Consider the following 18,762-nt stretch of genomic DNA (forward strand, 5'->3'; position numbering starts at 1 on the left):
TGGGTTACGGAAACGTCAGACCTTACTGAACGGCAGTCAGCGTAAAGCCTTTTTCACGCAGAAGCTCCACGACACCGACCTTACCAGGCAAGTGCAGCGCGCCCACAGCCATGAAGACATTGCCTTTTTCCAGATGCGGGGTGGCCCTATCCGCCATCACGTGGTTCCGGTCATTGATCACACGCTGTTCAAAGGCATCATACTCATTCTGGCGCTCGGCAACATTGTCGTCGATGCTCTTCATCATCGGCATGATCATCGCTATCTCGCCTTTGAGGTAGAGGTCGATCATCGTCGCCATGACATCTTCCATGCGATCACCCAGTTCAAGCATGTCGATCAGCGAATGAATGTGATAGGGCATGGGCAGATCGGACAAGGCCTCAATCTGTTCCAGAATGGTCTCAAGTCCTACAAGTTTTTTGCCATCGGCAAGCGCATCATTGGCAAGCTTCATATCGAGAAAGCTTGCGCCGCGTGCCTTGCGAGCAAATTCGCAGGCTGGAAGCGCAACGAAGCTCGACAATATCCACGGCTTCATTTTCATCACGGCATTCAGCGGAATGCCGCGCTCTTTGAGGCCTGCTTCGAGCTTTGCAACATCATCCTTCGGCAGCAGGCCGGTGATGGATTTGCCATCGAGAAACATCATCAATTCGGGCTTGGCAAGAAGCTTGGCGGATGCCTGCTTCTCGTCGGTGATCTCATCGGATTCGACAATGACGGTTGCAGCCTTGTCGAAGGCGGACTGAGCGCCCTGTGGCATAGCCAGCACGCGGGGATCGGAAATATGCATGGTGCCGAGCAGCCAGGATGGCTCCACGCCCGGCTTTTCTATTTTCCAGAATGTGCCTTTGCCGTTTGGCACCGAGTTGGCCTCGGCAACAATCGCGTCATAGGCCGCGGGATTTTTGGTCTGCATGTCGCCAAGAATATCACTTCCGGCGCAGGTGATGGCTGGCTCGGAAGCGTTCGCCTCCGTCAGCGACAGCAGCGTCAGGACGAGGACGGCGATGGCAACGACGTGCACGGATGCAAACAGCCACAGCAGCGCGTCTCCAATGCGGCCCATCAGCAGCGATGTCATGTTTTGCGGTCTGGAAAGAACAATCATCGAATCACCCACATTTGCTGCCGTCGCTTATAAGAGGGTGTATTTGCATGGACGGTTAACGTGCTTGGTTAACAATGGGTTGCCACTCGTTTCATCTTAAGCATCGCCAGTAAAACTCGCCTTAAGCGCGTGGGTGGGCGTTATCATAAATCTCCAGCAACCTTGCTGTATCGACGCCGGTATAGATTTGCGTTGTGGAGAGGCTGGCGTGGCCCAACAATTCCTGAATGGTGCGCAGATCGCCGCCACCCGCCAGAAGATGGGTGGCGAAGGAATGGCGCAGGGCATGCGGCGTGGCATTGTCCGGAAGGCCGAATGCGCTGCGCAATTTCTGCATCTCCCGCTGGATGATCGCTGGCTGAAGCTTGCCGCCTCGCGCGCCAAGAAACAGCGGTTCGTTTGGTGCCACGTGATAAGGGCAGAGTTTGCTATAGGTTTCCACAGCCTCCAGAACCACCGGCAGAAGCGGCACGATGCGCATCTTGTTGCCTTTGCCGGTCACGCGCAGGCTGCGGGTTCCTGAGGTCAGATCGGCGGGTGTCAAATTGAGTGCTTCTGAAATGCGCAGGCCGCAGCCATAGAGCAGCGCCAGAACGGCGGCGTTGCGCGCTGCAATCCATGGCTCTTCGGCCAATTGTGCATCCGCTGTGGTGATTTTCAGCGCCTGTCTGTCCGTCAGCGGCTTGGGCAAGGATTTGGGCTGTTTTGGCGAGCGCATGGCGGTGGCGCCCGCAGCATTCACAATACCCTTCTTTTCCAGATAGCGCAGGAAAGACCGCAGCCCAGCGAGATGGCGGCCGAGTGAGCGGGCGCCCGCACCTTCCTTTCGCCGGGATGCCAGAAAAGCGCGAAGATCGACAGGGCGCAGATTGGCAACATCCTTGATGCGCGTCGGATGGCCAATATAGCCCGTCATGAAGATGAGATATTGGCGTGTGTCGCGCTCGTAGGCTTCCAGCGTATTGTCCGCCAGCCGCCGTTCGCCCTCCAGCGATGACAACCAGGCTTGCCGCTCGCTTAGGAGTTCCGGATCGGCAAAGGTGAGGATTTCTTCCAAGGCGTATATCCCATCATGTCAAACAGACCCTATATGATCCTTGTCTGCATTTGGTTAAAAGCATGAGGTGGGCTCATCCAAGGGGAAGATAGCGCTCTTTGAAAATCGATTCCGATTTCGGGTTCGTTGCGCTAAAGGTTCCCTTTTCCACCTCCAGAGGGCATTGTCGCCAGCATCATGGCAAAAGAATCGACCGATCTGTTCGGGGCGCTGTTTGATCAGCGCAAGCCCGCCTTGGCTGACCCTGTGTCGGCTGTACCCGTTCTGGTGCCATTGCCCGCGCCCGGACCCTACAGCTATGCGGTGCCAGCAGATATGGTCGTCGAGCCCGGTTCTATCGTCCAGGTGCCATTGGGCCCGCGGCAGGTCATCGGCGTGGTCTGGGATAAGAGCGATGGGGCAACCGTCGATCCAAAAAAGCTTCGACCCATCACAAAGACCTTCGATTGCCCGCCCATGCGCGCGGAAATGCGCCGCTTCATAGACTGGGTTGCGGCCTACACACTGTCACCGCCGGGTCTGGTGGCGCGCATGGCGCTGCGTGCGCCTGCAGCCTTCGATCCCGAACCGATGATCGAAGGTCTGCGGTTGACGGAAGCCCGTCCCGAACGCTCGACGCCCGCGCGAGAGCGGGTGCTTTCCCTTGCGGCTGAAGGGCATGCCTGGACCAAAAGCGGTCTTTCCAATGCCGCCGGTGTATCAGCCAGCGTCATTGATGGTCTGGCCAAGCAGGGCATTTTCGAGACTGTTTTTCTGCCAGCTCCTGCCGTCGTGGCAGAGCCGGACCCTGACTATACCGAACCCAGGCTGGAAGGTCCTCAGAAGCAGGCGGCATCCGAAATTCTGGAGGATGTGAGAAAGGGCGGGTTTGCCGTTTCGTTGATTGATGGCGTTACGGGCTCCGGCAAGACCGAGGTCTATTTCGAGGCCGTTGCCGAGACGTTGAGGCAGGGCAAGCAGGTGTTGATTCTGCTGCCGGAAATCGCGCTAACGGCATCGTTTCTCGACCGCTTTCAGGATCGCTTCGGTTCCAAACCGGCGGAATGGCATTCGGATATTTCCCCGCGCATGCGTGAGAAGGTCTGGCGGCAGACAGTGACGGGTGAGGTGCGTGTGGTCGCCGGTGCGCGCTCGGCTCTTTTCCTGCCCTTCGATAATCTTGGCCTCATCATTGTCGATGAAGAGCACGACCCTGCCTACAAGCAGGAAGACCGCGTCTATTACAATGCGCGGGACATGGCGGTGGTGCGTGCGCGCATAGCCGATTTCCCCGTGGTGCTGGTGTCTGCCACGCCATCGGTGGAAAGTCAGGTCAACGGCACTTCGGGCCGCTATAATACCATCCATCTGCATACGCGGTTTGGCGATGCGGCAATGCCGGATCTTCATCTGGTCGATATGCGTCGGCACCCACCGGAGAAAGGTGGATTTCTATCGCCGGTGCTGTTGCGCGGCATTACCAAGACCCTGGAAAAGGGCGAGCAATCCCTGCTGTTTCTGAACCGCCGTGGTTATGCGCCGCTCACGCTGTGCCGGGTCTGCGGCCATCGCTTCCAGTGCCCGCAATGTTCCAGCTGGCTGGTGGAACACCGGTTTCGCAGCCAGCTTCAGTGCCACCAATGCGGCCACAACCAGCCAACGCCGGATCATTGCCCGGAATGCGGCACCTTCGATCATCTGGCAGCCTGTGGTCCCGGCGTGGAGCGTATTGCCGAGGAAGTGGAAAAGCACTTCCCGGAGGCGCGGACAATCGTGCTCTCTTCCGATCTCATGGGCGTCAAGCGCCTGCGGCTTGAACTGGAAGCCATCGTCAAAGGCGAGGCGGATATCGTTATCGGCACCCAACTTGTCGCCAAGGGGCATAACTTTCCTTTGATGACGCTGGTCGGCATCGTCGACGCGGATATTGGACTTGCCAATGGTGATCCACGGGCTGCCGAGCGCACGTTCCAGCTTCTTTCGCAGGTGACCGGGCGCGCTGGCCGAACCGGCCTCAAAAGCCATGGTCTTTTACAAACATACCAGCCACAGCATCCCGTCATGCAGGCCATCGTTTCGGGTGATGCCGCCGCCTTTTATGAGCGGGAGGTGATCGAGCGGGAAAAGGCTCTGTTGCCGCCATTCGGCAGGCTCGCATCTGTCATTGTGTCAGCCGATACGCGTGGCGAGGCCGAAACCCATGCCCGAGGCTTGCGCGCAGCGGCGCAGCCCGCCACCGGCATCATGTTGCTTGGGCCCGCCGAAGCGCCGCTTGCGCTGATCCGGGGGCGATACCGGTTCCGCCTGCTTGTGCATGGCAAGAGAAATTCTGACATGCAGTCCTTCATGCGCGCCATGCTGGGCAGCGGACCGAAAGAACGCGGCTCGATCCATGTCCAGGTTGACATCGATCCACAAAGTTTTCTCTAGGATTCTTCCGATCATCCATGCGGCATGCCATAAGGCGGCAGGAAAACGCTGATTTGGGGAGACCACATGGAATTCTATTTTCCGACCGAGTTTGGTGAGCAACTGGCATTTTGGGCGGCTGCCATATCTGCGGTCATCGGCCTTGTCGTGATGTTTGCGCCGGGGCTGACCTTTCGGATGTTTGGTCTGAGCTACCTGTCTGACCGCCGAGACGGTCTCGTGCTCCTTCGCTCGTCACTTGGTGGATTCTATCTGGGCTTTGGCGCAAGTGCGCTTCTTCTCGCGCAGCCCATGGTCTACCTGGCATTCGGAGCGACTTTTGCGCTGGCGACCTTTGGAGCAGTGTTGTCGATTCTGTCTGACGGAGGCCCAACTCTGCGCAATTGCCTACTAATGGTTGTACACCTTTTCCTCGCTGCACTGCCTTTGGTCTACGTGTTTGGACTGGTCTGAGACGCTGACTGACGAGAACTTGTCTTTATTCACGCGCTTTTTTGCCGGAAGTCAGAAAATTAAGCGCCAACCCTCTTGCCCAAAAGACAGTTTCCGTTACTACGCGTGTTGCGAGTCCCGGCGTCCTATGCTAGACGGACCGCGAAATCGAGATAAGGCAGGGGGGAATTCCGGCCTTTTTCGGGGAAATTGAAACGATTTCAAGAATTTGGAAAGCTGATGAATCAGCCCTCCTTTCTTGGACGATTAGCAGGGAAAGAGTGCCCGTGGCAGATACCTCCCATGGAACATCCGGTGTAGCGGAAAGGTATGCGTCGTCGCTTTTCGAGCTTGCCTTGGGAGCTGGTGTCGTAGAACCGGTTGGTGCCGACCTCGACAAGTTTCAGGCCATGCTCAATGAGAGTGATGATCTGAAGCGACTGGTCACGAGCCCGGTCTTTTCGGCAAAGGAGCAGTCGAGTGCGATTGCTGCCATTACAGAGAAGGCTGGTATCTCCGGCCTGGCTGCAAATTTTCTAAAGGTCGTTGCTGGCAATCGCCGTCTCTTTGCCATTCCCGGCATGATCGTTGCCTATCGTGAATTCGTTGCCGCACATCGCGGTGAGATTACAGCCGAGGTTACCTCGGCCCATGCGCTGGATGAAGCGCAGGAAACTGAACTGAAGGCGGCGCTGAAGAGCGTTACTGGTAAGGATGTGAAGGTCGCTCTGACCGTCGATCCATCCATTCTTGGCGGTCTTATCGTCAAGGTTGGTTCACGCCAGACAGATACGTCTCTTCGCACCAAACTTTCCACCCTTAAGCTTGCACTGAAAGAGGTTGGCTGATGGATATCCGCGCCGCGGAAATTTCCGCAATTCTAAAAGACCAGATCAAAAATTTCGGCAACGAGGCAGAAGTCTCGGAAGTCGGCCAGGTGCTTTCCGTCGGTGACGGTATTGCGCGCGTTTACGGCCTCGACAATGTCCAGGCCGGTGAAATGGTCGAATTCCCAGGCGGCATTCGCGGCATGGCCCTCAACCTCGAAAACGACAACGTCGGTGTTGTTATTTTCGGTTCTGACCGTGACATCAAGGAAGGCGACACCGTTAAGCGGACCGGCGCTATCGTTGACGTTCCTGTTGGTCCAGAGCTTCTCGGCCGCGTTGTCGACGCTCTCGGGAACCCGATTGACGGCAAGGGCCCAATCAACGCCACGCGCCGTTCGCGCGTTGACGTTAAGGCTCCAGGTATCATTCCGCGTAAGTCGGTTCATGAGCCAATGTCGACAGGCCTCAAGGCTATCGATGCTCTCATTCCTGTCGGTCGTGGCCAGCGCGAGCTCGTCATCGGTGACCGTCAGACCGGCAAGACCGCTATCATTCTGGACACGATCCTGAACCAGAAGGCCATTCACGACAATGGTCCTGACAGCGAAAAGCTGTACTGCGTTTACGTTGCCATCGGTCAGAAGCGTTCGACAGTTGCGCAGTTCGTGAAGGTTCTGGAAGAGCGTGGCGCTCTGCAGTACTCCATCATCGTTGCTGCTACGGCTTCCGATCCTGCTCCAATGCAGTATCTGGCACCATTTGCCGGTTGCGCGATGGGCGAATATTTCCGTGATAACGGCCAGCACGCGCTGATCGGTTACGACGACCTTTCCAAGCAGGCTGTCGCCTACCGTCAGATGTCGCTTCTTCTGCGTCGTCCTCCGGGCCGCGAAGCTTATCCTGGTGACGTTTTCTATCTCCACTCGCGCCTTCTCGAGCGCGCCGCCAAGATGGGCGACGATGCTGGTAATGGTTCGCTGACAGCTCTGCCTGTCATCGAAACGCAGGGTAACGACGTTTCCGCGTTTATTCCGACCAACGTGATCTCGATCACCGACGGCCAGATCTTCCTTGAAACCGACCTGTTCTATCAGGGTATCCGTCCGGCTGTTAACGTCGGTCTGTCGGTGTCTCGCGTTGGTTCTGCCGCTCAGATCAAGGCCATGAAGCAGGTTGCCGGTTCGATCAAGGGTGAGCTTGCCCAGTATCGCGAAATGGCAGCGTTCGCCCAGTTTGGTTCCGACCTTGACGCCTCCACACAGCGCTTGCTGAACCGTGGTGCACGTCTGACAGAATTGCTCAAGCAGCCACAGTTCTCTCCGCTCAAGACGGAAGAGCAGGTTGCGGTGATCTTCGCTGGTGTGAACGGTTACCTGGACAAGGTCGCTGTTTCCGATATCAGCAAGTTCGAGCAGGGTCTGCTGTCTTACCTCCGTTCGGAAGGTAAGGACATTCTCGACACAATCCGCACGGAAAAGGCTGTCAGCGACGACACCAAGGGCAAGTTGAAGACTGCTCTTGAGAACTTCGCCAAGTCTTTCTCCTGATTAGACTCGTGACTGGGACGGATAACGGATGCCTTCACTAAAGGATCTGAAAAACCGCATTGCCTCCGTAAAGGCGACGCAGAAGATTACCAAGGCGATGAAAATGGTCGCCGCGGCGAAGCTTCGGCGCGCCCAGGAAGCTGCGGAGGCCGCCCGGCCTTATTCGCAGCGCATGGGCGCCGTTCTTGCCAATATCGCTCAGGCGGTTGAGGCAGATGTTGCTCCGCTTCTGATGACCGGTACGGGCAAGGACGACGTGCATCTGCTCGTCGTCTGCACTGCTGACCGTGGCCTTTGCGGTGGTTTCAATGCGCAGATTTCTCGTTTTGCCCGTGATCGTGCTCGTAAGCTGATTGCAGAAGGCAAGACGGTCAAGATCATGACTGTCGGCAAAAAAGGCTACGATAGCCTGCGTCGCGAATTCGCATCCAACATCATCGAGCGCATTGAACTGCGTGAGGTGAAGCGGGTTGGTTTCGAGAATGCTGATGGCATAGCAAAGAAGATCATCGCGCGTTTCAACGCCGGTGAGTTCGATGTCTGCACTCTGATCTATTCCGAGTTCAAGTCGGTCATCAGCCAGATCCCGACGGGTCTGCAGCTCATTCCTGCTGCGGCACCTGCGGTCGAGGCTGAACAGTCTGCAAAGACAGCGATTTACGAATACGAGCCGGATGCGGCTTCCATTCTGGAAGACCTGATTCCGCGCAACATTTCGGTTCAGGTTTTCCGGGCTCTGCTCGAAAACGTTGCTGGCGAAATGGGTGCCAAGATGAGCGCGATGGATAACGCCACGCGCAACGCCGGTGAAATGATCAACAAGCTGACGCTTTCCTATAACCGTCAGCGTCAGGCTCAGATCACCAAGGAACTGATTGAAATCATTTCGGGCGCGGAAGCGCTCTGAGGTTAAGGAAAGAGGGTAAGGATAATGGCTAAGGCAGCTACCCCAAAGAAAACCACAGCGATCACTGGCGCGACCGGCAAGGTTACGCAGGTTATCGGCGCTGTTGTCGACGTGGCGTTCGAAGGCGACCTGCCTGCGATCCTGAACGCGGTTGAAACTGACAACAACGGTAACCGTCTGGTTCTCGAAGTCGCTCAGCACCTCGGCGAAAACGTCGTGCGTACAATCGCCATGGACTCGACCGAAGGTCTGGTTCGCGGTCAGGCCGTCCATGATACGGGCGCTCCGATCACGGTTCCTGTTGGTCCTGAGACGCTCGGCCGTATCATGAACGTCATCGGCGAGCCGGTTGACGAAGCAGGTCCGCTGGTCACATCCGGCATGCGCGCTATCCACCAGGAAGCGCCTTCCTATGTTGAGCAGTCCACCGATGGCCAGATCCTGGTAACGGGCATCAAGGTTGTCGACCTTCTCGCTCCTTACGCAAAGGGCGGTAAGATCGGTCTGTTCGGCGGCGCTGGCGTTGGCAAGACGGTTCTGATCATGGAACTGATCAACAACGTTGCCAAGGCGCACGGTGGTTACTCGGTATTCGCTGGCGTGGGGGAACGTACCCGCGAAGGCAACGACCTTTACCACGAAATGATCGAATCCGGCGTGAACAAGCACGGCGGCGGCGAAGGCTCCAAGGCTGCTCTCGTTTACGGCCAGATGAACGAACCACCAGGTGCGCGCGCTCGCGTTGCTCTGACCGGTCTGACCATCGCTGAAGACTTCCGCGACAAGGGCCAGGACGTTCTGTTCTTCGTGGACAACATCTTCCGCTTCACGCAGGCTGGTTCCGAAGTGTCGGCTCTCTTGGGTCGTATTCCTTCTGCTGTGGGTTATCAGCCAACGCTGGCAACCGACATGGGCCAGATGCAGGAACGCATCACCACAACGACCAAGGGTTCGATTACCTCGGTTCAGGCCATTTACGTCCCTGCCGACGACTTGACCGACCCGGCTCCTGCAACCTCGTTCGCCCACTTGGACGCAACGACGGTTCTGTCGCGTTCGATCGCTGAAAAGGGTATTTACCCTGCTGTTGACCCGCTCGACTCCACGTCGCGCATGCTTGACCCGATGATCGTTGGCGAAGAGCACTATGAAGTTGCCCGTAAGGTTCAGATGACCCTGCAGCGCTACAAGGCTCTCCAGGACATCATCGCCATCCTTGGCATGGATGAACTGTCTGAAGAAGACCGTCTGGCCGTTGCGCGCGCTCGTAAGATCGAACGCTTCCTGTCCCAGCCGTTCTTCGTGGCCGAAATCTTCACAGGCGCGCCTGGTAAGCTGGTTGCTCTCGAAGACACGATCAAGGGCTTCAAGGGTCTCGTCAACGGCGAGTATGACCACCTGCCAGAAGCTGCCTTCTACATGGTCGGTTCGATGGAAGAAGCCATCGAAAAGGCAAAGAAGATGGCTGCTGAAGTCGCCTAATCTAACAAAAGGGCGCGAGGCCAGCCACGCGCCCTTGTCTGTCGCGCAACAAAGAAGAAGTGAATAGCCATGGCCGACACTTTCAAATTCGAACTTGTTTCTCCCGAGCGTCTGCTCGTATCCGAGACGGTCACTGAAGTTGTCATTCCGGCCACGCTTGGCGAAATGACAGTTCTGCCGAACCACGCGCCTGTGATGACAACGATCAAGCCAGGCCTCGTGACGGTGAAGACTGCATCCGGCGAAACGCATAAATACGTTGTTTTCGGCGGCTTTGCAGACATCGTTCAGAGCGGTTGCACGCTGCTTGCTGAATCTGCTACGGCTGCAGACGACATCACGCCTGGTGATTTGCAGAAGCGCATTGATGCGGCCCGTGCTGAAATTCAGGACGGCGGTCATCATCACGAGCACCTGACCAAGCTCGAGAAGCATCTTTATGAATTGACGAACCTGCATGAGGTCCTCGTCGCCGCTTGAAAGCACCGGACGGGTTCTTAAGAACGCCGTCCACAAGCGAATAAACCTCAAGCGGCCTTAGGGCCGCTTTTTGCATTTTTGGTCGGCCATTGGTTTCAGTTCAATTGAGCTGCCAGTTTTCGAACAATAGATACACATACTGGTTCGTCGCACCGCATGAGGATCAGCGAAAGCGACCTTCACTCCCTTTCTACCAGCCAACAGAGGTTTGAACATGTCGGTTTTATCAGCCTATCGACCGGTGAAGCGGATATCCAGGCGCGATGGTCTGGTAACGACGAGTGACCGCAATGTCGCCGAAGAAGTGCCTGTAGCCTTCTCCTATGGTGGCTCCACCCATGCTGTGATGATGGCATCGCCTGTCGATCTTGAGGATTTTGCGGTCGGATTTAGTCTGACGGAAGGAATTATCGTTGAGGCCAGCCAGATTGAGGCCATCGATGTCATCCGAAGCGAGAAGGGGTTTGATGTCCAGGTTACTCTCTTCGATGAGCAGGCGGACGCCTTGCGAACGCGCCGCCGCCAGATGGCGGGTCCGGTAGGCTGCGGATTGTGCGGGATAGAGTCGATAGAGCAGGCGGTTCGGACTGTCGCTGATGTGTCAAACCATCAGATGTCGCTTAGTGTAAGTGATCTGGTTGCTGCCATGGATGCGCTGCAAGGAGCGCAGCCCATCTTTCGCCAAACAAGGGCGGTGCATGGCGCTGCCTTTTACAGCCCTGCTAAGGGTCTTATCGCAGCGCGGGAGGACGTTGGCAGGCACAATGCGCTGGACAAGCTGGCAGGCGCGGTTTTGCGCCAAGGACACAGCGGTAGCGAGGGAGCGGTTGTCGTAACAAGCCGTATCTCGGTCGAGATGGTGCAGAAGGCGGCCATCCTCGGCAGCCCCGTTCTGGCCGCAGTTTCGGCGCCAACGGCGTTGGCCATTGAAACGGCGCAAGAGGCGGGAATGACATTGGTGGCACTGTTGCGGGGTGAAGATCTGGAGATTTTCACACGGCCTGACCGAATCAAGCTGGATTGTGCTGAAAGCCTATAGGTGGACGCGACCCATCATTCATTTTGCAAACCCGTCGAGCTTTGATATTCGTCAATTCGAAACGGTCCTTCGGCCCGGCCAACGAACCCCCGCGCGGGTTGTCGGGAGAGCACAATGCAGCATGACGTCAACGCGGAGATGAGGGTGGCATTGTCTGAGACTGATTTTGGGCCGTGGCTTGCCAAAGCCTCCATTCTCATCGTCGATGATGAGCCGGGCATGCGCAATTTTCTGATGCGGACACTCGAGGTCCGTTGCGCTTTCGTAGATGAGGCCGCCGATACGGCTGAAGCGACGAAGAAAATGGATGAGCGGCATTTCGATATCGTCATTCTCGATAATATAATGCCGAAAAAGACCGGGTTGGAATGGCTGGCTGAACAAAGGGCCGTCGGCTTTTACGCAGATGCCATACTGATGACGGCCTATGCCGATCTCGACACCGCCATTCAGGCCATCCGTGCCGGTGCAGCAGATTTCGTGCTGAAGCCGTTTCGTTCCAATCAGATCCTCAATGCAATCTCACGTGCTTTAGATAGGTCCAATCTGCAGCGTGAGAACTCTGCATTGAAATATCAATTGAAAACGGCCTCGGATCATCTTTTCCTGCGTGATCGGCTGGTCGGCAGTTCCGCAACCATTCAGCAGACGCGTGATATGATCAGCCGCGTGGCACCGCTTCCGACATCGGTTCTGCTGACTGGCGAATCCGGCACCGGCAAGGAGGTGCTGGCGCGCTCCATTCATGAATTATCCGACCGCGCCGGCAAGCCTTTCGTGCCGATCAACTGCGCGGCCATTCCGGCCGATATGCTCGAAACCGAATTGTTCGGTCACGTCAAAGGTGCTTTCACCGGTGCTGACACGCGCCGTGAAGGATTGTTTTTGCACGCGCAGGGCGGAACCCTCTTTCTGGATGAAATCGGTGAGATGCCGCCTGCCTTGCAAAGCAAGCTCCTGCGTGTGATCGAGGATCGCAAGGTGCGCCCCGTCGGTGCCGAGCGCGAAGTGCCCGTCGATATCCGCTTCATCTTCGCCACCAATGCGGATCTGGCTGGGGATGTGGAAAAGGGTCGTTTCCGTGCGGATCTGTTTTACCGGATCAACGTGATGGAAATCTATCTCGCACCACTTCGTGACCGTGAGCGCGATGTCATCGAGCTGACCGACCTCTTCATGCACAAGCTCTCGCGGCAGCTCGGCATGCCGCCGGTTGCGCTTGATGATACGGTGCGTGCCACGTTGCTGGCTTATCATTGGCCCGGCAATGTCCGTGAACTTCGTAACTTCATCGAACGCAGCCTCATTCTCGGTCGTTTCCCGATGGATTTGCGGGGTGTGGCACCTGTGGCTGCGCCAACCGGTACGTTGGAAGATGTCGAGCGCCGCCATATTCTGGCTGTCCTGAGCGACGTGGCGGGCAACAGGGATGAGGCATCGCGCCGTCTCGGCATCTCCCGCAAGACGATCGATCGGAAGATGTCGTCCTGGCATGGCTAGAAAACACGGGATCTCAACCCTTTTTGAAACGTTGAAGTCGGTTCGTTTCCGGCTTCTCGCGATTGCCCTGTTGCCGACGCTCGTCATTTTGCCTCTTCTCCTAAGTGTTACAATGTCGCGGTGGAGTGGCAAGTTCGACGCGCTGTTGATCACCAAGGTCAGCAGCGATCTCACGCTCGCGCATCAATATCTGGCAACAATTCTCGAAAATACGGGAGAGCGACTGGAGGCCATTACCAATTCCGCCGAGCTGCGCGATGTCGTCGGGACTGGCGACGCGGCGCGGCTTGCGAGCCTTCTTGAAGGCAAACGTCAAAAGCTGGGGCTCGATTTTCTGCTTGTTGTGGATGGCAATGGCGATGTGTCTGCAAGCGCCGGAACTGAGGCGCAGAAGACCCGCGTGGATTGGCCGGTGCGGGCAACTGCACTTGGTGGCAAGGCATCCTATGCACTGGATGTTTTTTCAGGGCAGGATATGGCCGCACTCTCTCCGCTGCTGGCGGAGCGTGCGCGTATCGAGCTTGTGGCTGGGCCACAGGTGCAAGGTGGCGGAACGTTTGAAACTCGCGGCATGATGATCCATGCCGCAAGCCCGCTGCGTCTTGGCGGCGCGCAAGCGCGCGCGCTGGTTGGCGGCAAACTTCTCAATCAGAACCTTGATTTCATCGATACGATCAATGACCTCGTCTATCGGCAAGCCAGTTTGCCCGAGGGAAGCCAGGGAACGGCCACGATGTTTCTGGATGATGTGCGCATCAGCACCAATGTCCGGCTTTTTGAAAATCGCCGCGCTCTGGGCACGCGCGTGTCGGAGGCCGTGCGTAGCGCCGTGCTGGGTGCCGGTGAGGTTTGGCTCGACAGCGCTTATGTCGTCAATGACTGGTATATCTCCGCCTATGAGCCGCTGATGGATAGCTACGGCAAGCGCATCGGCATGCTCTATGTTGGCTTTCTGGAGGCACCCTTTGCCAGTGCAAAATATGAAACCTTGAGTTCGGTCATTGCTGCGTTTCTTGGCATAACCATCATCAGTATTCCGGTTTTCCTCCGATGGGCGCGCGGCATTTTCAAACCGCTGGAGCGCATGACGCAGACAATCTCCAGGGTTGATGACGGCGACCTAGGAGCTCGTACCGGTTTGGCCCCGACGGGCGATGAAATCGGGCAGGTTGCGGTGCATCTGGATGAGTTGCTGGCACGGCTGCAACAGCGCGAGGGCGAGCTGAGGGCGTGGAACGAGGAGCTGAACGAACGCGTGGGAGAGCGAACGCAGGAGCTTGAGCTTGCCAATCTGCGGCTTGAAGCGACGACGAAGCAGCTCGTCATGTCGGAAAAGCTGGCGACGATTGGCGAGATTACCGCAGGCGTGGCGCATGAAATCAACAATCCCATCGCCGTCATTCAGGGGAATCTGGAAGTTGCACGCAGCATGCTGGGCGGGCAGGCAGATGTTGCCAGGACCGAGTTCAATCTGATCGACGAGCAGGTCGATCGCATCAGTCGTATTGTTGGCAAATTGCTGCAGTTTGCACGACCTGAAGAGTTTGCCGGCTATGTAGAGCGGCAAAGCCCTGAAACGGTCATTTCCGATTGCATGCCACTGGTGAAGCACGTGCTGGGTCGCGCAGGTATAGATGTCGTGAGAAACGACGAAGCGAGCGGGCTTCTGGCGATGAACCGCACGGAGCTTCAGCAGGTGCTGGTCAACCTCATCGTCAATGCGGCCCATGCCATGCCGCAGGGCGGGACACTGACGCTTGGAAGCCGGGATGAGGAACGTCATGGCTCTCGCGGCGTGGCGATCACTGTGACCGATACGGGCGTGGGCATGGCCGAAGACGTTGTGAACCGGATTTTCGATCCCTTCTTCACGACCAAGCAACAGGAAGGCACCGGCCTTGGTCTTTCCGTCAGCCAGATGCTGGTTGCGCGCCAGGGCGGGGAGATCAGCGTGGAAAGTGCGCCTGGCTCCGGCACATCGTTCACCGTCTGGCTCCCTCAGGCCATTTGACTCAGGACGCCCGGTTCTAGCCTCGTAAAATACGGCGAAATCCAAGCGGAATTATGGACATTTTGTCGCGGCAGCGTGGACAAGTTGTCTGACGGCTTGATGGCTCTGTTCTCATCTCATTGAAATGTATGACTTTATAATCTGGCATGCAATTTGCTGTGTCGTTGTTGGCAACACAAATGGCCTTTGCGTGTGAGCGTCCCGAAGAAGGAGCCGCCGCGCAATCCGGTCTGTGGGCTTGGGACATTGTTTCGGAAGGAAAACCGCGTGGCCTGCTTGTTCTTGCAGGCCACGCGGCCGACCACGAGACGAATAACAACATCGAAATTCACGGCTTCGCGTCGTGAATGGAGGGACACACAATGACTGCGACGAACGAAACATTCGCGCCGGGGGCTGCGGGTGCAGGTCTTCTGGACCGCGAAAGAATTATCGCAAAACCTGGCTTCAACCGCTGGCTGGTTCCACCGGCAGCGCTTGCCATTCACCTTTGCATCGGCATGGCTTACGGTTTCTCGGTTTTCTGGCTGCCATTGACGAAGGCCATCGGCATTACCTCGACCGTGGCCTGCGCCGACCTTAACCTGGCATCTGCACTGTTTACGACGACCTGCGATTGGCGCGTCAGCGACCTTGGCTGGATCTACACGCTGTTCTTCGTTCTGCTTGGCTGCTCGGCTGCCATCTGGGGCGGCTGGCTGGAACGCGCTGGCCCGCGCAAGGCCGGTTTCGTATCGGCTATCTGCTGGTGCGGTGGCATGGCCATTGCATCTGTCGGTATCATGACGCACCAGTTGTGGCTGATGTGGTTCGGCGCTGGCGTCATCGGCGGTATCGGCCTTGGTCTGGGCTATATCTCCCCCGTATCGACCCTGATCAAGTGGTTCCCTGACCGTCGCGGCATGGCGACCGGCATGGCCATCATGGGCTTCGGTGGCGGCGCGATGATTGGTGCACCGCTTGCGGATGCGCTGATGCGCCATTTCCGCACCGATGTGTCCATCGGCGTGTGGGAAACCTTCCTCGTCATGGCGGCGATCTATTTCGTCTTCATGATGGCTGGTGCATTTGGCTACCGTATTCCTCCTGCTGGCTGGAAGCCTGAAGGTTGGACTGCACCGGCTGCCAAGAACTCCATGATCACGACCCGTCACGTGCACCTCAAAAACGCGCACAAGACGAAGCAGTTCTGGATGATCTGGCTTGTTCTCTGCCTCAACGTTTCGGCGGGTATCGGCGTTCTCGGCATGGCATCGCCCATGCTGCAGGAAATCTTCGCTGGTTCGCTGATCGGTCTTCCAGACGTGAAGTTTGCAGATCTGACGCCGGAGCAACTGGGTCAGATCGCAGCGATTGCGGCTGGCTTCACTGGTTTGCTGTCTGTCTTCAACATTGCTGGCCGTTTCTTCTGGGCGTCGTTGTCTGACCGCATCGGCCGCAAGGCAACCTACTTCACGTTCTTTGCACTTGGCATCTTCCTTTACGCCCTGTCGCCATGGGCTGCAGGTCTCGGCAACAAGGCGCTGTTTGTCGGCATGCTTTGCATCATCGTTTCGATGTATGGCGGTGGCTTTGCGACGATCCCGGCTTACCTTGCCGATATCTTTGGCACGCAGTTCGTGGGCGCGATCCACGGTCGTCTGCTGACGGCATGGGCAACAGCGGGTATCATTGGTCCTGTCGTCGTCAACTATATTCGTGAAGCACAGATCGCTGCGGGCATTCCGCGCGCCCAGGTCTACGATTTCACGATGTATATTCTGGCGGGAATGCTGGTGCTGGGTCTTATCGCCAACCTCATGGTCAAGCCCCTGGAAGACAAGTGGTACATGTCCGACGAGGAAGTCGCAGCCCTTCAGGCCAAGACGAGTGCTGCCAGCAGCGGTCCAACAGGCTCCTTCGGCATCGGCAAGGGCGGCTTTGACGCCAAGGCCCTGATTGCCTGGGCAGTCGTCGGTATTCCGATCGTCTGGGGTATCTGGATCACCCTGCAGAAGACATTCGTTCTGTTCACCTGATCGCACAGGCACTTTAAAACGGGAAAAGGCGGCTTTAGGGCCGCCTTTTTTCATGGGTTCGGTCGATGCTCAGAACTCAGACCATTGCGGAGCCGCCGCAGCAGATCCCCGGGAGGCAGCAGCCACTCTGGGCCTCGATGGCGCCTTTGGTTGCGCAACCGGCGTCGATTGTGAGGCACGCGATGTGTCGTTGCCCACATTGAACTGGAGCAGCAACTGACGAAGGCTTTCTGCTTCACGCGCCAGGCCATGGCTTGCCGCATTGGTTTCTTCCACCATCGCAGCGTTTTTCTGTGTCGCCTGGTCCATCAAGTTGACCGCTTCGTTGATCTCAGCCAAGCCATTTGCCTGTTCTTTTGATGCGTCGACGATAGCGGAAACATTCATTTCAATGAGCCCGACCTGATTGACAATGTCTTTGAGGGCATCGCCTGTCTGGCCAACAAGATTGACACCGTTGGCAACTTGCTGGCGCGAGGTGTTGATGAGGTTCTTGATTTCCTTAGCGGCACTTGCCGAGCGTTGCGCGAGCTCACGCACTTCCTGTGCAACCACAGCAAAGCCCTTGCCAGCCTCACCTGCTCTTGCTGCTTCTACGCCAGCGTTCAGTGCCAAAAGGTTGGTCTGAAAGGCGATGTCGTCGATAACGCCAATGATATTGGTGATCTGGCCAGAGGATTGGGAAATCTCGTCCATAGCGCCGATAGCGCGGTGCACGATAGAACCTGACACTTCAGCGCTTTTCTTGGTGGAGACCACAAGCTTTCCAGCCTCATCGGCCCGCATACTCGAATCTTTGACCGCGGTGGTAATCTCTTCCAGCGCCGCCGCCGTTTCTTCAAGCGAAGCTGCTTGCTGCTCTGTGCGGGTGGCGAGTTGGTCTGCGCCTGTGCGGATTTCGGCCGAGCCGGAGGCAATGGTTGCGGAGTTTTGTGCGACGGTCTGCATGGTGGAGCGCAGTTTTTCGATCACGTCGTTGAAATCCCCCCTCAGCTTTTCCATGCTGGGAACGAAGGGCTTGTCGAGGTGCTGGCGCAACTCACCGTCTGCCAGCATGCGCAGCGCATCGGCCAATGTGGATATGGCGCTCATGCGTGGGGTGACATCGGTGGCGAATTTGACGACCTTGACGACTTTCCCGCTGCTATCGAGAATCGGATTGTAAGCGGCCTGAATCCAGACCTCCTGACCGTTTTTCGCGAAGCGCACAAACTCATCGGAGATGAATTCGCCCTTTGCCAGTCGCTCCCAGAAATCCACATATTTACTGGAGGCCGTGTAGGCAGGATCGCAGAAGATTCTATGATGTTTGCCGACAATATCGCCAAGGCTATATTTCATGGCATTGCAGAAATTCTCATTCGCGGTGATGATTTCGCCCGTCGGCTTGAACTCGATCATGGCTTGCGAACGTGAAATCGCTTCCAGTTTGCTGTTGTCTTCCGCAGCCTTGACCTTTTTCTCGGTAATGACGGTCGCAGTCTTGACGACTTTGTAGGGCCGCCCGCCACGAAACACCGGATTGTAGGACGCTTCGATCCATGCCTCGCTGCCATCCTTGCGGATGCGCTTGTACTCACCGGCATCATATTTGCCTTTTGCGAGGGAAGCCCAGAAATTGGCATATGTTGGAGAAGCGACATAGTCCTTGTCGCAGAATATGCGGTGATGTTTGCCAATGATTTCGGAGAGTTCATAACCCAGCGCTGAACAGAAATTCTTGTTCGCGTTGAGGATGTTACCTTTAAGGTCGAACTCGATCACGGCCTGAGAGCTCGATAGAGCTTCCAGAACGTGGCGGGCATCCGCGTTTTTCCCAAGCCAAAGCATATGATCTCCCAATGAGCTGTCATGCCGCGGCAGTACGCATCAGTATCCGCGTGTGTTTCGTAGAGTTGTCAGCTTCTTATGTCTTCTAGGTTGTATTAAACATCAC

15 protein-coding genes are annotated in these 18,762 nt (G+C 56.8%); 12 read left to right on the forward strand and 3 right to left on the reverse strand.

Annotated features, from left to right (window positions below):
• Positions 1-22: 22 nt before the first annotated feature.
• Positions 23-1,114 carry a TraB/GumN family protein gene (locus IFT53_RS13735; protein WP_192065380.1) on the reverse strand — a complete coding sequence of 364 codons (1,092 nt, stop codon included), beginning with the start codon at positions 1,112-1,114 and terminating at the stop codon, positions 23-25.
• Positions 1,115-1,235: 121 nt separating this feature from the next.
• Complete coding sequence (locus IFT53_RS13740; protein ID WP_192065382.1) at positions 1,236-2,171, reverse strand: tyrosine recombinase XerC; 936 nt, start codon at positions 2,169-2,171, stop codon at positions 1,236-1,238.
• Between the two features lie 177 nt (positions 2,172-2,348).
• Here IFT53_RS13740 and IFT53_RS13745 point away from each other — a divergent pair, with 177 nt between their 5' ends.
• From IFT53_RS13745 to IFT53_RS13800, 12 genes are all read left to right on the forward strand, one after another.
• Complete coding sequence (locus IFT53_RS13745) at positions 2,349-4,580, forward strand: primosomal protein N' (protein WP_192065384.1); 2,232 nt, start codon at positions 2,349-2,351, stop codon at positions 4,578-4,580.
• Between the two features lie 66 nt (positions 4,581-4,646).
• Positions 4,647-5,033 (forward strand): AGROH133_08824 family phage infection protein, encoded by a 387-nt coding sequence (locus IFT53_RS13750; RefSeq protein ID WP_192065386.1) that lies wholly within the window; start codon positions 4,647-4,649, stop codon positions 5,031-5,033.
• A gap of 260 nt (positions 5,034-5,293) precedes the next feature.
• Entirely contained in the window at positions 5,294-5,860 is a 567-nt protein-coding gene (locus IFT53_RS13755) for a F0F1 ATP synthase subunit delta (RefSeq protein WP_192065387.1), read from the forward strand.
• The gene (atpA, locus tag IFT53_RS13760) at positions 5,860-7,389 is read left to right on the forward strand and encodes a F0F1 ATP synthase subunit alpha (RefSeq protein WP_042620071.1); all 1,530 of its coding nucleotides are present in this window, start codon (positions 5,860-5,862) and stop codon (positions 7,387-7,389) included. Before IFT53_RS13755 ends, atpA begins: the two co-directional genes overlap by 1 nt.
• A gap of 28 nt (positions 7,390-7,417) precedes the next feature.
• Entirely contained in the window at positions 7,418-8,296 is an 879-nt protein-coding gene (locus IFT53_RS13765; protein ID WP_042620072.1) for a F0F1 ATP synthase subunit gamma, read from the forward strand.
• 24 nt (positions 8,297-8,320) lie between these two features.
• Positions 8,321-9,778 (forward strand): F0F1 ATP synthase subunit beta, encoded by a 1,458-nt coding sequence (atpD, locus tag IFT53_RS13770; protein WP_192065389.1) that lies wholly within the window; start codon positions 8,321-8,323, stop codon positions 9,776-9,778.
• Between the two features lie 69 nt (positions 9,779-9,847).
• Complete coding sequence (locus tag IFT53_RS13775; RefSeq protein WP_192065391.1) at positions 9,848-10,258, forward strand: F0F1 ATP synthase subunit epsilon; 411 nt, start codon at positions 9,848-9,850, stop codon at positions 10,256-10,258.
• A 214-nt stretch (positions 10,259-10,472) separates the two neighbouring features.
• Positions 10,473-11,297: a formate dehydrogenase accessory sulfurtransferase FdhD gene (gene fdhD / locus IFT53_RS13780; RefSeq protein WP_192065393.1), complete on the forward strand. Its 825-nt coding sequence runs from the start codon at positions 10,473-10,475 to the stop codon at positions 11,295-11,297.
• 114 nt (positions 11,298-11,411) lie between these two features.
• Positions 11,412-12,797: a sigma-54-dependent transcriptional regulator gene (locus IFT53_RS13785; RefSeq protein ID WP_192065395.1), complete on the forward strand. Its 1,386-nt coding sequence runs from the start codon at positions 11,412-11,414 to the stop codon at positions 12,795-12,797.
• Positions 12,790-14,808 carry a sensor histidine kinase gene (locus tag IFT53_RS13790; protein ID WP_192065397.1) on the forward strand — a complete coding sequence of 673 codons (2,019 nt, stop codon included), beginning with the start codon at positions 12,790-12,792 and terminating at the stop codon, positions 14,806-14,808. The genes IFT53_RS13785 and IFT53_RS13790 overlap by 8 nt, the downstream gene beginning before the upstream one ends.
• Positions 14,809-14,954: 146 nt before the next feature.
• Positions 14,955-15,155, forward strand: a complete 201-nt coding sequence (locus tag IFT53_RS13795; RefSeq protein WP_192065399.1) for a hypothetical protein — start codon at positions 14,955-14,957, stop codon at positions 15,153-15,155.
• A gap of 15 nt (positions 15,156-15,170) precedes the next feature.
• Positions 15,171-16,826, forward strand: a complete 1,656-nt coding sequence (locus IFT53_RS13800; RefSeq protein WP_192065400.1) for an OFA family MFS transporter — start codon at positions 15,171-15,173, stop codon at positions 16,824-16,826.
• Positions 16,827-16,895: 69 nt separating this feature from the next.
• Here IFT53_RS13800 and IFT53_RS13805 read toward each other — a convergent pair whose 3' ends face one another.
• Positions 16,896-18,656 carry a methyl-accepting chemotaxis protein gene (locus tag IFT53_RS13805; RefSeq protein WP_192065402.1) on the reverse strand — a complete coding sequence of 587 codons (1,761 nt, stop codon included), beginning with the start codon at positions 18,654-18,656 and terminating at the stop codon, positions 16,896-16,898.
• Positions 18,657-18,762 lie beyond the last annotated feature (106 nt).

The organism is Rhizobium sp. CFBP 13644 (genome assembly GCF_014842165.1).
GTDB lineage: Bacteria > Pseudomonadota > Alphaproteobacteria > Rhizobiales > Rhizobiaceae > Agrobacterium > Agrobacterium tumefaciens_C.